9 protein-coding genes are annotated in these 16230 nt (G+C 44.3%); 6 read left to right on the top strand and 3 right to left on the bottom strand.

Annotated elements, in window-relative coordinates; genetic code table 11:
* Positions 1-11: 11 nt before the first annotated feature.
* From HMPREF9448_RS10860 to HMPREF9448_RS10870, 3 genes are all read right to left on the bottom strand, one after another.
* Positions 12-2510, bottom strand: a complete 2499-nt coding sequence (locus HMPREF9448_RS10860; protein WP_008862617.1) for a glycoside hydrolase family 97 catalytic domain-containing protein — start codon at positions 2508-2510, stop codon at positions 12-14.
* 33 nt (positions 2511-2543) lie between these two features.
* Positions 2544-4127: a carbohydrate-binding protein gene (locus HMPREF9448_RS10865; RefSeq protein WP_008862618.1), complete on the bottom strand. Its 1584-nt coding sequence runs from the start codon at positions 4125-4127 to the stop codon at positions 2544-2546.
* 223 nt (positions 4128-4350) lie between these two features.
* The gene (locus HMPREF9448_RS10870; protein WP_008862619.1) at positions 4351-4902 is read right to left on the bottom strand and encodes an RNA polymerase sigma-70 factor; all 552 of its coding nucleotides are present in this window, start codon (positions 4900-4902) and stop codon (positions 4351-4353) included.
* Positions 4903-5137: 235 nt separating this feature from the next.
* Between HMPREF9448_RS10870 and HMPREF9448_RS10875 the strand changes: the two genes are divergently transcribed.
* The 6 genes from HMPREF9448_RS10875 (at position 5138) to HMPREF9448_RS10900 (ending at position 16204) form a co-directional block, all read left to right on the top strand.
* Positions 5138-6163: a FecR family protein gene (locus HMPREF9448_RS10875; protein ID WP_008862620.1), complete on the top strand. Its 1026-nt coding sequence runs from the start codon at positions 5138-5140 to the stop codon at positions 6161-6163.
* Positions 6164-6297: 134 nt separating this feature from the next.
* On the top strand, positions 6298-9630 hold the full coding sequence (locus HMPREF9448_RS10880) for a TonB-dependent receptor (protein ID WP_008862621.1): 3333 nt from the start codon (positions 6298-6300) through the stop codon (positions 9628-9630).
* A gap of 19 nt (positions 9631-9649) precedes the next feature.
* Positions 9650-11602, top strand: a complete 1953-nt coding sequence (locus HMPREF9448_RS10885; protein ID WP_008862622.1) for a RagB/SusD family nutrient uptake outer membrane protein — start codon at positions 9650-9652, stop codon at positions 11600-11602.
* Between the two features lie 31 nt (positions 11603-11633).
* Positions 11634-12734, top strand: a complete 1101-nt coding sequence (locus tag HMPREF9448_RS10890; protein WP_008862623.1) for a SusF/SusE family outer membrane protein — start codon at positions 11634-11636, stop codon at positions 12732-12734.
* An 89-nt stretch (positions 12735-12823) separates the two neighbouring features.
* The gene (locus HMPREF9448_RS10895; protein ID WP_008862624.1) at positions 12824-14026 is read left to right on the top strand and encodes a glycoside hydrolase family 76 protein; all 1203 of its coding nucleotides are present in this window, start codon (positions 12824-12826) and stop codon (positions 14024-14026) included.
* 18 nt (positions 14027-14044) lie between these two features.
* Positions 14045-16204: a TIM-barrel domain-containing protein gene (locus HMPREF9448_RS10900; protein WP_008862625.1), complete on the top strand. Its 2160-nt coding sequence runs from the start codon at positions 14045-14047 to the stop codon at positions 16202-16204.
* Positions 16205-16230: the final 26 nt, after the last annotated feature.

Here is a 16230-nt window from a genome sequence, read left to right on the forward strand (position 1 = left end):
AAGAATCTACTTTACCGACCTATCAATACCTTTTTGGTAAATACCTTATCCTCAGTATGCACCTTTACGAGATAAACTCCTTTCTCATCTACCGACAAAGAAGCCCGACCACCGTCGAAACTGCCTTCTTTAAGGATTTGTCCGAGCGAATTATAGACCCAATAATCGGTAGAAGAAGACTGCTCGATAACGATATGTTTGTCAAGAGCATAAACCTTCCCCACCGGCTCGGCGCTCTCAGGGGTCTCGATAGCGGTAGTACCATCGGCATATTTCGACAGAGTCATGCGGTCTATATTAGGGCCATACTCCGAATTATTCCCGATTTCCACCGTATTGCTTGCCGTGTGATCGAGGTCTACCCATATAGTTTTATGGGCCAAATTACCGCCGCTCGTTCCTCCTGTACCGACAAATGAGACCTCTTGCCAAGAATCCATATTACCGTTCATCTTTACATAGGCCGTACAAGGGGCATCGGACATATAGTAAACGGTCATCGCATAAGTGCCCGATTCAGGGACTTTTACATCGTTGAAAGTAATGGAACGTCCATTTCCTATCGAAGCCACATATTTCCCACCCGAGCACAAACTATCTGTATCGGTCTTAACCGGTACACCGAACGGAATCGTATTGCCATCGGCCTCAGCCTCATATTTCATGAAAATAGGTTTAGGAAGTTGCGAAGACGTAGAGAACAAAACAGCCGCTCCCCCATGTTTTAACAAATCGATCGACACCGTATCTTTCGATGTCAAATTTCCTTTCCATTCGAATTGAATTTCCGACGGACATTCACCATCTTTATAAATGTACGCATTGTATCGTTCACCGGAGGATAAAAACGAAAGAGGCACGGACACGGTGCGGGCATCGTGTGTCAGCGAAGCGAAATACCACTCATTGCCTTTGCAGCGTACGATACTTACATATTCGTCGGGAACAGCTTCAAGGCAGCGGGTATCGTCCCATGCAGCCGGTACAGTCTTTAAAAATTCCCGGGCAATGTTATATTCGATATTTTCGGGAGCGTCGCCGATATGTTGTACTCCCGATTCAAAAACTACCGATAAAGCCAACTGGTGCGCTGCTGTCGTCTTTTGATGGATGCACCCGTTTTTATCGGCAAAATCTACCGGGACATAATCGGTCGACCCGATAGCCCCTCGGATAATCGCCGAGTTTATATTGTGGATATCGGGAAAAGTCGTAAAAACCGTATTCTCCAACACGGCCTCAGATGTCAGCAAATGCGGCCATGTTCTCCTCAAACCGGTCGGTTTAGTACAGGCATGTAAATTAAGTAACAACTGCTTTTCGGCCGTTACCTTCAAAAGCAAATCGTATTTCTTCATCATAGCCTGATCGTCACTTTCCCAAAAATCGACTTTCAACCCTTTAACTCCTTGTGCCTTCCAATTCTGTACCATAGAAGCCATCGCCGACTCATCGGAAGGAAGCGAGTTTTGATTCACCCATACGAACACTCCCACCGATTTGGAGGATGCATAATCCACTACCTCTTTCAACGAAACACCGTTCTGCTCCCAGCATTTGTCCAATGTGAAATATTCCCAACCTTGCTGTTTAGCCCAATCTATATATTTCTTAATGTTACTCATGCTAAGATAATCGGAGTGGAAGTCTTCTCCGCCGAAATTCCATACAGCACGTCCGGGTTTTACCCACGACAGATTAGTCAAGGCCGTTTTATCGTTCAAATTTTCCAATATAACCGACTCTGCTATCGATTCTAAGGAACCCACCATGAGAACTCTCCACGGCGTATACAAGGGAAGGGTAGCAGCGACATTCCCAACCAGCCGGTAACCGTAGGCTTTCGTCTCTTCATTCACAAACAACGAGCTTCCACAATAATTCCCATTGACCATCGCTTCGGTCAACAACAGATAATCGCTTCCCGTATGAACCAGCAATGGCAACGGGGTATATAGTTCACATGCCATAAATTCTGTATCGTTCTCTTCATAAAGAGCCTGATTATTTTTGGTATATTGCTGTGAATAAACTTTTTCCTGTCTTACCGGCAAACATTCGCTATTTTCGGCATAAACCGAAATGTCTCCGCTACCGAGAATCGCATAGCGGTAAGCCACGCCATCATCATACACCCGAAAAATAAATTGTACGGTATGTCCGTCTTTATTACATGAAACTGTCGCCTCTTTATATGTATTATCATATCGACTGCGCTTTCCCGACGGTAAGCTATACGAATCGTCCACCAAACGTTCGGTAAAAGAGGGTTCGCTCAATCCCGTTGAAAAATCGCCTACCGAAGTGGTAATTCCCAAAGCCGATTTTTCCACAATAGAGGTAACCCCTTTCACGACCTTATAATACAAAGCATCGTTATCGCTCACGACAACAAGTTTTATAGAATCGGAGGGAGAGACGGTTTCTCCGACGACAGTCTCACCCCATACCGGGCAGGCTCCTGCCATCATCGCGCCGACCAAAAGACCATATATACATTTATTTTTCATTGTCAATATTTACTTCCTGTTTCTACAATAAAGCTACTTCACGATTACTTTTTGCACGACTTGTTCTTGCTGTACAATTATTCCCACCAGATAAGCACCGGGCGGAACAGGTATTCTATTCACACGACCTGTTATCTCGCTCTCGTACACAATTTGGCCGGACAAGTTCACTACTTTACAAAATCCATCGGAATCCATAGTAATTACAATCTCGTGATTCTGCGTAGCGACATCGATTCCTTCGGTTACCGGTTTTGTAACAGAAGACGGTTTGTCACTGCCGAACAACTGCCATTTCAAAAGCTGAAAGGAGTCGGCTCCGTTATTTTCGACCGTTCTCAAACGATAGCCTTTATATAATTTAGTACCATTTACTGCGAATTTCATAGTTGCATACCGGCAAGGGAATACAAATCCATTGACTTCGCTTACGGCTTCCCAGTCTTTGTCAAAGCCTTCGACGACCCAACTCTTAGGGTCTCTCTCAGGATAATCCTGACACGAAGTCAACGTATAATAGTCCAATCGATACGGTTTATCCAGTTCTACCTCGACATTGAATACCGGGCTTTCGTCGCTATAATACTTCCGTTGCATATCCCGGTCGAAAAGATTAAAATATCTTTCGTCGGCAATCGTAAAGGCTCCGAGCGGAGAACCTATCACATTGGAAAAGACATCGACATTTTCGGTAATATCTGCCGGGAAATTTTTATGATCGGCCGATTCGTAATAAGGTATCCCGAACAATTGTATTTCCCCGACATTCCGCCCTTTCGTATCGATACGATAATATCGGGCTGCCTTGCCTGCATCCGCATGGGGTTGACGGCTTATCGTAAACAAGGTAGCCGCGCTGTAACGGGTAGAGCCTCCGGAATTCAATTGCGAGTAATTTCTCCCGTCGACCGAATATTCAAGGCTCCATGAATCGACATTTTGAGATGTCACTTCTCCCTCGGAAAATAGATAACCCGTAACCAGACAAGGGTCTGTACAGGTAACATATATGTAATCCGAAGCAGCCTGTAAATCATAAACCGTGTATTCATCGTTATCATTCAGGGCAGACCCGGAAATATCTTTTCCACCAATCGTGATTGCAGCATTGTCGGTAAGGTCGTAAGCGTAAGCTGCTTTCATCTTTTCGGGCTTCGGCATTTTAACCTCGGTCTCCCAGATTTCAAATTTATCTATATTAGGGCCACCGCCATTGTAAGGAGTGATTTTTATCGTATTATCGCCCTTATCGAGATAAATATACGAAAGCATCATACCGACCGGAGGGCGGTTCCAATCTTCTGTCGTCTCCGTCATACCTATCACCACCGGTGCATAAAATCCCGTTTGGACGGCTATGGAACGTATGAACATGCTCGTGTAATAGGTACGGAACTCATAAGTGCCCTCCTTATCGACATAGACATTCCTAAACAAAATCTCGGATCCATTGTCGTTGTCCCCCACATAGGCATCTCCCGAATATCCATTCACATATTTGACCTTTACCGGAGGTGTGAGAACCGCATCCTCTGCTTCCAAGACTAAAAGCGGATTTTGAGCGCACAAGCCGGCAGCAGGCAACAAAGAGAGTAATAAAATCTTAAATTTTTTCATTCCTTCGCAAACTACAATTAAGCATAAGAACCACTTAGAATCTTTCCTAAACCAAAGACTCCAACAAGGATACTTCACAGTCGAAAAGGATAGAGAAACAACCGTTGTCCGAACAATATCTGTACTTACACGAGTTTTTCATGTTGGTAACATTCCAAGGGTTTTACATATCTATGACACAAAAAACATCATACACCCTTATACCAAATGAAAAAAAATTTTACTACCACAAATAGCTGTACTGATCGCCTAAAAATTTTTTGATTTTTTTCAAGGCCGTGGTTATCTGACCCTCAACGGTTTTTACCGAAATATTCAACCTCCGAGCTATTTCCTGATTCGTAAGATTCTCACTTCGGCTAAGCAAAAAAATGTTCCGACATTTGTCCGGTAAAGAAAAAACAGCCTCCTGAATCAAACGATATAATTCCTCGGTTTCAAGAGTAGACACACTGGTATTGATCGTAGAGACTTCCACTCCGTCGAGACCTACCGTCTCTTTCTTTTTTCTCAATTCATTCAAACACTTATTTTTCGCTGCTTGGAACAAATAGGCTTTCAGTGAAAGCTGTATCTGAAATGTCTCTCTGTTTTCCCATAAATAAATAAAAATATCCATCGCCAACTCTTCTGCCACATTCTTATCGTCCAAATGGAGATATATGAAACGGCACAAAGGAGTAAAATATGTTTCAAATAAAGATTTGAACGCATCCTCATTTCCTTCACGAATCTGCCTAAGCAATGATATGTCATTAGTGATATTCGCTACCATTATTACAGGAAAACTATGCAAAGAAAATAATATTATTCAAGATAAAAAAATAATATTCACAGCAAAAATAAAAAAATATAAAAGCCTCGAAAGATTTCTACTTATTGATTACAAAGTAATTATAAAATGGATATCTATACCAATCAGACATTTTTTCTTTTTTATTATCTACACATATAAGGGTCAAGCCCGATTTTTGTGTCTAAGTAATTGAAATCTTAAAATTCCATCAAACATGAATAATAATCTTCCGTGGGATATAATCATCGCTAAATTCGAAGGAATCTCCCTATCAGAAGAAGAGCAATCGCAGCTACAAAACTGGTTAGCGGCCGATAACAAAAACAAACTTCTTTTCGATGAACTGAAAACCCTTTGGGATAGCATCCAAGCAAAATCTGCCAACTACAATCCCGATGTAGATTATTATTGGAAAAAATTCCAAGCCTATATTCACAAAGATACTATACAGAAAGAACCTATAAAGGTAAAAAAGATTGTTCCCCGGTTACATTTCGGCAAGAAACTAAACCGCATTGCCGCAGCTATCAGTTTATTATTAATCGTTTCGGGGATAGGGTATTATTTCTTTTCCAGCAACAAATCTTTGAACAGAGAGACAATTGTCCAAACTTATTCGACAATTACAGGAAAATCGAAATTCATACTTCCCGATGGCAGTGAAGTATGGTTAAATTCACATTCGAAGCTGGAATACAAAAATCTTCATGCCGACATGCGAGAAGTCGAATTGAAAGGCGAGGCTTTTTTTAAAGTTCAGCACGATGAAAGGCCGTTCATTGTCAAGACCAGCGACATAGCGGTAAAAGTACATGGTACACAATTCAACGTAAGCGCCTACCATACTGACGAAAAATCGGTAGTGAGCCTATACGAAGGTTCGGTATCGATGCATGTATTGGGCGACGATAGCTCGAACTGTTATCTGAAACCGGGGGAAGAAGGCTTTCTCGATAAAAAAGACAAAACAATTCGGGTTGAAAAAGGAGACGTAGAATTTGCAAAAATGTGGACTAACGAAAAAGTCAAACTGGAAAACAAAAATCTTCATGAAGTTTGCAAATATCTTTCCAAATGGTATAACGTGAACATCATCATCGACCCGGCTTTGCCCGACGATCAATCTTACACGTTTACCCTCCATGACCAAAGTCTCGAAGATATCATTCGTATCATGTCGAACATATCTTCGATAAACTACTACTTTACAGAAGACAACACATTAATGATAACCCTTTAACACATTATTGCCTATGACGATACATTAAAGACAAACCACCTATGTAGAATGAATGATTAAAAATTTTTATTCTTAAACCCAAAAACAAAAAAAAGAAAGAGAACTTATTAAGTTAACTTTAATATACCCATGATATGAATCTAAAGAAAAAATTGGCTGTATTTCTAGCCATTTTATTCTCCTTGAACTTGTTTGCTCAAGCACCGGGAGAAACCATAACAATTTCTTTTCAAAACATTCCATTATCCGAGGCTATCAAAAAAATAGAAAGTGTAAGTAAATACACGTTCTTTTACGATGCCTTAAAATTGAATGTCGATCAAAAAGTATCGCTGAACGCCCAAAAGACACCTATTCAACAAGCAATATCCCAAATGCTTGGAAATTCGGGTATTAAATTTGAAATTAAACAGTCTCAAATCATCTTATATAACAAAAACGTATCCTCTGATGAAAAAAAGATTTCCATACGAGGAAACGTTACAGATGTCAACGGCGAGCCGCTTATCGGTGTAACCGTCTCGGTAAAGGACAATCCCTCTATCGTGACTATCACCAATGTAGATGGTATCTATGACATAAAAGTGCCCGATAAAAGTGCCATACTACAATTCAAATACATCGGGTTCGCTTCTCGTGAAGAAGCCGTGAATAGCCGGAAAATTATCAATGTGGTGTTACAAGACGCAGCGACCCAACTCGAAGACGTCGTAGTCGTTGGATACGGAGTACAGAAGAAAGCATCGGTAGTCGCAGCTATCACCAGTGTGAAACCTCAACAATTACAAGTAGGGACGACTCGTTCGTTGAGCAACGACCTCGCTGGTAACATCGGGGGTATCATCGCCGTTCAACGTTCCGGGGAACCGGGTTATGACAACTCCGAATTCTGGATTCGCGGTATGAGCTCTTTCAAGGGCAGCAACTCCCCGCTCGTACTTGTCGATGGTGTAGAACGCTCCTTGAACAACCTCGATATTTCGGAAATAGAATCGTTCTCGGTACTGAAAGATGCTTCGGCAAGTGCCGTGTACGGTGTACGTGGTGCGAATGGTGTAATCCTTATTACAACCAAACGAGGACATTCCGGTAAGACGAACATCAACGTATCGGTAGAACACTCTATCACTCGTCCGGCCAAATTACCCTCGTTCCTTAATGCGGCAGATTACCTTACGCTCTTGAACAATATCAATATCCAAGAGACGGGGACAGAACTTTATTCGCCGGAACTAATAGATAAATACCGCAGCGGATACGATACCGAACTATATCCCGATATCGATTGGATAGACGCAATTACAAAAGACGTCGCTCACAACACGAGGGCCTCGTTCGACCTTTCGGGAGGTAACGAGAAATTGCGTTACTCTTTCGTCGGCGCATACTATAACGAAGCAGGTATTACCGAGAGCGACAAAACTCAAAACTGGAACTCCAATATCTCGGTGAATCGATTCAACTTGCGTACCAACGTAGACATGAACGTCACCTCCTCTACATTATTGACATTCAACATCGGCGGATACCTTCAACAGAGAAACGCACCGAAAGATGGTATCGACGATATTTTCGGCGCTGCATTCAAAGCTACGCCGTACATGGTTCCGCTGATTTATGAAAACGGGGCCCTTCCCAAACCTCGTGAAAATGAAAACCCGTGGGCCAAACTGACACAATCGGGTTTCAAACGTGAGGCAGAAAGTAAACTGGAAACCTTGTTCGCCGTGGAACAAGACTTAAAATGTATCTTACCCGGTTTGAAAATAAAAGGTATATTCTCTTACGACTACTATTCACGAAACGGAGTAAACCGGGGCAAAGCTCCCCGTTACTATTCGCCGGCCACGCAACGCGACCCGGTGACCGGAGAGTTAATACTGACGGTTCTGAGCGAAGGAGACGAATTCTTGGGCTACGAAAGATGGGAAGACTATGGCAATTATAGCACCTACTTAGAAGGAAATATCACCTACGACCAACGATTCGGAAATCACTCGGTAAGCGCATTGTTGTTGTACAACCAACGCAACTACGACGACGGTGACCAAGTGCCCTATCGTACACAAGGTTTCGCCGGCCGTGCGGCATATACATACGCCGACCGCTATATCGCAGAGTTCAACTTCGGTTATAACGGTTCCGAGAACTTTGCAAAAGGCAACCGTTTCGGTTTCTTCCCGTCTATCGCTGCGGGCTGGATTGTTTCGGAGGAAGAATTCATGCGTCCGGTACAAAACTACATCAATAAATTAAAACTGAGAGCTTCTTACGGTTTGGCCGGGAACGACCGCTTTTATAACGACGACGGTTCTCAAAAACGTTTTGCCTATATCACTACTATCGGCACGACCGACGGATACAAGTGGGGTAATTCCAATGCATTCTACGATAAAGGCGGTTTGCGCGAAGGTGATCCCGGTGTTGAGTCCCTGACTTGGGAAACCGTGAAAAAAGCCAACGTCGGAATCGAATTGGGTTTGTTCAAAATGGCCGAATTGCAAGTAGACTTCTTCCATGAAAGAAGAGAAGACATCTTCATGCAACGAAAGAACATTCCGTCATCGGCCGGCTTCCCCTCCGCTCCGTGGGCGAACTACGGTATCGTGACAAACAAAGGTTTCGATATTTCATTGGATTTGAACAAACAAATCAACAAAGACTGGTTTATTTCGGCTCGGGCAAGTGTTACCTACGCCAAGAACAAAATCATAGAACAAGACGAAGATTTAGGTGTACTCGGCACTTACCGTTCGAGTACCGGCAAACCGGTAGGCCAGATATTCGGTTTGGTTAACGACGGCTTATATACCGAAGCCGATTTCGAAGACGTAACGACCGGTAAGCTGAAACCGGGACTACCGGTTCCAAAATTCTCGGATAGAGTTTATCCCGGAGATATAAAATACGTGGATTTCAACGGTGACGGAGAAATCACAGAAACCGATAAAACCGCCATCGGAGGTACGGTCAATCCCGAACTCGTATATGGTTTCGGTATTAACCTGAGCTATAAAAATATCGATTTCGGGGCTTTCTTTCAAGGAAACGGCCGCACCTATCGTATCATCGGAGAAAACCAAAAGAACTTCTTACCCGGTTCTACTATCGGTGCCGAAGGTAACATATTTACCAATGCCTCGGATGCATGGACAGTCGACAACCCCAGTCAAGACGTATTCTATCCGAGACTCCACATGGGCTACAACGCCAACAACGCCCAAGTATCGGATTGGTGGTTGAAAGATATGAGTATGTTGCGGTTGAAAAATGTAGAATTGGGATATTCATTCTCAAAAAATCTTATCAAAAAAGCTGCAATGGAGTATGCCCGTATATTCGTTCGCGGAACAAATCTTTTGCAGTTCTCCAAGTTCGACCTGTGGGACCCCGAACTGAATACCAGCAACGGTTTGAAATACCCCATCATGGCCACTTATTCTATCGGACTACAAGTAAGATTCTAAACCTATTAATATAAAAATTATGAAACATACAATCGTTAGATATACATTAGCTATCATCGGTCTGTTTTCGGTCACTTCCTGTACCGATTATCTGGACAATGCTCCCGACGATATTTTAACATTGGATATGGTATTCAACAGTAAGAACCGTACCGAGGAATGGTTGGCCGGTATCTATGACGGAATCCCCGACCCCTACACGCCCATGATGCGTAATTACGATGCCTATGCCGATGATTTCTCGCCTTCGCAAGACTGGCGGGCATTCTCCGACTGGGATTGTATCGACAAAATCTTAGGTAACTGGACTCCCCAAAGCGAGTGGAAGGGGAATTTTTGGAGCGACTTTCCGGTGAGAATACGCGAGGCTTACATTTTCTTAGACAACGTCAAGGCTCTGCCCGAGCAAGAGGTCTATCAAGCCGATGTGGACAACATGAAGGCCGAGGCACGTTTCTTGATTGCTTACTACTATTATCTGTTGGTGAATACCTACGGAGCCATACCGTTCCAAACCTCACTGGTCGACATGAACGACCCCATCGACAAGATATTGATAGGACAAACACCTTACGACCAAATAATCGATTGGCTCGATAAAGAGTTCAAAGCCGTATCGGAACTGTTACCACCCTCTTATACCGAAGAACGTAAATACGGACGAGCAACCTCGGTGATGGCGTTGGCTATCCGTGCCCGTATGCTTCTTTTCGCTGCAAGTCCGTTGGTAAACGGGAACGATGACCCCGATTATGCCGCTTATACGAACAATAAAGGTGAAGCAATCTTCAACTCTACCTACGACCCCAAGAAATGGGAACGTGCGGTAAACGCTTGCAAAGATCTTTTGACCGAGGCCGAAGGCAACGGTTATGCCTTGTACAAAGAGTATAACGGAGATGGTTCGATCGACCCCTTCATGTCCTATTCCAATATGTGTTACAAAGAATTCAATCAAGGTAACAAGGAAATTCTGTTCGCCCGTCCCGATGTAAGTTACGACCTTTACTCTCAACACTCGGTTCCCCGCGGATCCCGTGGACAAGGCGGTTTGGGAGTTACTCAGGAATTGGTCGATGCGTTCTTCATGAGCAACGGTCTGCCCGCTATCACAGGGTATGAGCCCAACGGCGAGCCTATCATCAACAAAGCCTCGGGATACAATGAAAGCGGATTCTCTACCCAGCCCGATGTCAGAAAGACCAAATGGATCGAAGGAGACAAAGATGCCAAAGAATCCAACACCGAAAATACAATCGCTCCGGCCGGAACATTCAACATGTATGTCAATCGCGAGCCTCGTTTCTATGTATCGGTGCTTTACAACGGTGCTTGGTATCGTCAATCGAGCCGTTATGTGGATTTCTATTACGAAGGAGAAGACGGCCGGCCCGCGTCCGGTTCTTTATGGGATGCTCCGCAAACAGGTTATCTGTTGAGAAAACGCGTACACCCCGAAACGAATATCCTCAACTACTCCATTCCCTATCGTCCCGGTATTATCTGCCGGTTGGCAGAAGCCTATCTGAACTATGCCGAAGCTCTCAACGAATGGGCTCCCGAGCAAACCGACGAGATACTGAAATACGTGAACCTCGTAAGAGAGCGCGCAGGTATCCCCCAATATGGAACAGGGAAAGACAGCAACGGATTAGACAAAATCCCCGCACCGGCCGATCAGACCGCTATGCGTGAAGCGATTCGTCGCGAACGTCGGGTTGAGTTCAACTGCGAATATGCGATCCGTTTCGATGATATCCGCCGTTGGAAACAAATCGATATTCTGCGCGGTGACTTCTACGGCATGAACAAGTTCGGGACAGAAAAAAGCTGCGACAAGAACAACGAGAATGCCTACTTCAAACGTCGCGTCGAAATCACACGCGCTTTCAGCGAAAAGAACTATTGGTTCCCCATTCATCAAAATCAATTGGACAAGAACCCCAACCTCAGACAATTACCCAAATGGTAAATTCAATTTTGAAATCTAAAAGTATAAATGTATGAAAACGATATATCATATATTATTCTCACTTCTGTTCGTACTGGCTTTTGTCGGCTGCGACGATGACGACGATAAAGTCATAGAGCGGAATCAATTGAAATTGACAGCCTCCGCCCAGTCGGCGACTCTTACTCCGGATGCGACAGACGACAAGATTATTTCGTTCTCTTGGAACGAAGCGACCAGTTTAGGGGCAGACTACACTTTCTCCTATCTGTTTCAAATAGATATAGCAGACAACAACTTTCAGTCGGCAACCGATGTCCGCACATTCGGACCCAATGAATCGATCAGCTACTCATCGGCCGAACTGTACGACCTTATTGTAGAAAAATGGGGAAAGACAGCCGGAGAAGCAGTCTATGTGGAGGCTCGGGTAGCCGCCAAAGTGGAAGGTCCCAAATTCAAATATCCCGAAATAGCGACCACGAAAGTGCAAATAACCACTTATAAGCCTACATCGCAACCGCTCTATATTACGGGTACGGCTACGACCGGCGGTACGGATCTGAATGCCGCTGAGAAAATAACCGAACTATCTAACGGTCGTCTGTATAATTGGAGAGGCCAGTTGAAACAAGGCGGATTCAAATTCATCACCACGCTGGGGCAAGCCTTGCCTTCTTACAACAAAGGAGCGGACAACAGCTCTGTCGTAAAACGTACGAGCGAAACGGAAGCAGACGACCTCTTCCAGATAAACGAGGCTGGATTGTATTACATCTACCTATCGCTTAAAGATATGACTATCTCATACAAGAAACTTCTATATGAAAACTTATATCTTGTAGGTAATGCGACTGCTGCCGGTTGGGATATAGAAAAGATTATCGCCATGACTCCCGATAACTTGAATCCTAACATCTTTACTTACCAGGGGGCTTTGCAAGAGGGAGAATTAAAAATCCTCGCCCAAAGGAAGTTCGACGGAACCACGTTCAAGCCACTTGTCGAAAACGGGTCTATCGAAAGTACCGATGTACAAGTGACCCCGGGAGAACAGCCCGACTACAAGTGGAAAATAACCGCCGAGCAAGCAGGTCTTTACAAGATCACGCTCGATACGGAAAAAATGGAAATCAAATTTGAAAAGCAGTAATCATGATCGCGCTACTATTCGGAAAATTCCGAATAGTAGCGTCGACCAATGAATCTCGTCAAATTCGTTAAAACATCACACAACTCATCATGAAAAAAAATTTATTAGTTCTCGCTTTCCTTGTAGGACTACTGACTTGCTGTAAAAGCGAAGATGCTCCCATCAAACCCGTGAAACCCACTGATCCGGGAAGTATCAATAAGGAATACATGTCGCGAGCCGAAACGACTTTTGCCAATATTTTCAAATATTATTGGAGCGACAAAGTGCGAATGATGTTCGGTTCATATCCCAATACATTAGGAACTCCTCAAGAACCTTCCAGCCCCGACTACGACAGTCACGCTTTCTTATGGGGATTGGGCAGCGTCGTTTCGGCCTTCAACGCTATCGTACAAAATACCGATAACGTAGATTTCCGAATGACCTACGAAAGCCGGTTGAAAGAGACACTGCTCAAATACTACAATACGACAAAAGAACCCATGTGTTTCGGCTGTTTTGTCAACCCTCACGATCAACGTCTATACGACGACGCTATTTGGGTGGGTATAGATTTAGCGGATCTTTACAGCAAAACCAAAGATAGCTGGTATCTCGACTATGCAAAAAGCGTATGGAATTTCGTACTCTCCGGGAAAGACGATGAACTCGGAGGCGGAGTTTATTGGGACGAAAATGCCAAAGACTCCAAAAACACTTGTTCCAACGCTCCGGCCGTGGTTCTCGCTTTGAAACTCTATCAAATCACCAACGATGCAGCGTACTTGGAGAACGGTAAAGATATTTACAAATGGACAAAATCGAAATTACAAGACCCCTCCGACTACCTCTACTGGGATTGCATCAAAACGAGCGGTAAAATCGAAACCAGCAAGTTCTCTTACAACTCGGGACAAATGTTGCAAGCAGCCGTGTTGCTCTACAATGCGACAGGCGAGGAACAATATCTCACCGATGCCAAATTGCTCGCAGAGGCTTGCTATAATTATTTCTTCGAAAACTTCATATCCAACTCGTCGGGAGAGCAATTCCGCATTCTCAAAGACGGAAGCCGCTGGTTCAATGCGATCATGGTCCGCGGATTCCTTGAACTGAACAAAGTCGAGAGCAATGGAACTTATATGATCGCCATACGCAAATCGGTCGACCACGCATGGAAATACACCCGGGATGCCGAGACCGGACTTTTCTTCAAACAATTCAGCGGGAACGACATAACGGACAACCCGGGAGATATTCTTGCACAAGGTGCTATGGTTGAATTATTCGCAAAATTAGCAGTTAACTAATAATTAAAATTTTTATCCATGAAATTAAACGGAATTATAGTCGCTTTATGCTCGGTCGGAATCCTCAATGCACATGCCGAAAACGTAGCTATCGCCAAATCTTCTCTCGTGGGAGACGGGATAGTAGAATTCGTTCCGCAAGGATTCGACCAAACGAAAACCCCCTCTTTAATTCTTAAAGAAGAACCCACGGCAAAAGGGTCTGTACCCTCCGATTGGGAATTATATCCACAATTCACCGTCGTGGACGGAAAAGCCAATGCCTCATTGAGCCTGACCGGTGAAATAAGTCTGTATGGCGGTGGCGAAGTTACCGGGCCTCTATTGAGAAACGGCCAATACATAAAACTCTGGAACACCGATACAGGAGCCTACGGCGTCGATGGCGGTAAACGACTGTATCAATCACATCCGTGGGTATTGGGTGTGAGAAGAGACGGTAGCGCTTTCGGTATTTTGTTCGATAGTAGCTGGAAATCGGAACTACATACCAATTCCGACAAAATCGAATTTAACACAGAAGGAGCTCTATTCCGCATTTACATCATCGACAGGGAATCACCCAAAGATGTCCTCAAAGGCCTTGCCGAATTGACCGGGACCATCACGATGCCTGCCCGTTGGACTCTGGGATACCATCAATGTCGTTTCTCCTACGGTAGCGAGCAGAAAGTACGGGAAATCGCAGACAATTTCCGTAGCAGAAATATCCCTTGCGATGCTATCTGGATGGACATCGATTACATGGACGGCTACCGTATTTTCACATTCAACGAAACTAATTTCCCCGACCCCAAAGCCTTGAATGAGGAACTTCATCAAAAAGGATTCAAAGCCGTATATATGATCGATCCCGGAGCCAAAGTGGACAAAAACTACCACGTTTACCAATCGGGAACAGAAAACGATGTGTGGGTAAAACGCCCCAACGGTGAAATTTACGAAGGTAAAGTATGGCCGGGATATTGCGCATTCCCCGACTTTACCATGCCCAAAGCCCGTGAATGGTGGTCCAATTTGTATAAAGATTTCTTGGCATTGGGAATCGACGGCGTATGGAACGACATGAATGAGCCGGCCGTTACCGACGACGATATTCCCGAAGAAAACCGCATTGGAACCATGCCTTACGATACTCCTCACCGAGGAGGCGGCAATTTACCCGCCGGCTCTCACCTGCTCTACCACAACGCTTACGGTCGTCTTATGGTCGAAGCCTCGTATGAAGGGATTATGAAAGTCAACCCCGAAAAACGCCCCTTCCTTCTTACGCGTGCCGGCTTACTGGGTTATCAACGATATGCAGCAACTTGGACAGGTGACAACTGGGCTGGCTGGGATCACTTGAAACTTTCCGTACCTATGTCTATTACATTAGGCCTTTCAGGTCAAGCATTCAACGGTCCCGATATCGGAGGATTCTTAAATAATACGGATGCCGATTTATGGGCTCATTGGTTGGGATTCGGAGTATTTTTACCTTTTGCCAGAGGTCATGCTTGTGCAGGAACCAACGACAAAGAACCGTGGGCTTTCGGCGAGGCCATAGAAAACACCTCTCGTATTGCCCTCGAACGTCGTTACCGATTGCTTCCCTATTTCTACACGTTGTTCTACGAAGCTCACAAGACAGGTGTTCCGGTTATGGAACCTGTATTTTTCGCCGACCCCAAAGACCTGAGATTGCGCAGCGAGCAACAGGCTTTCCTATTGGGAGACAATGTCCTTGTTATTCCCGCTTTCGCCGAGAATCCCGTATTGCCTTACGGAATTTGGGAAAATATGACACTGATCGATGGAGAATACAGCGATAAGTACCAAGCCAAATTGAAAATCAAAGGCGGAAGCATCGTTCCGGTCGGAAAGGTTATACAAAGCACCACCGAAAATTCGTTCGAACCTCTTACTCTTTTTGTATGCCTCGATGAGAACGGAAAAGCTCACGGTCAACTCTATTGGGATGCCGGAGACGGCTGGAATTTCCAATGCGGAGATTATAGCTTGATGACATTCTCTGCCGAGAAGAAAAACAATCAAGTAAAAGTCTCTCTCGCTTCCAAAGAGGGTAAACGTAAAATAGAGAAAGAAATCAAAGCTCTGAATGTAGAATTAATGATGAACGGGAAAGTATATAAAGGTTCCGGTTCGTTGAAAAAAGGTGTAACAATAAATCTTTAAAAAATGAAGAGAGTGCATCGGTCGAT

Source organism: Barnesiella intestinihominis YIT 11860, assembly GCF_000296465.1.
GTDB lineage: Bacteria > Bacteroidota > Bacteroidia > Bacteroidales > Barnesiellaceae > Barnesiella > Barnesiella intestinihominis.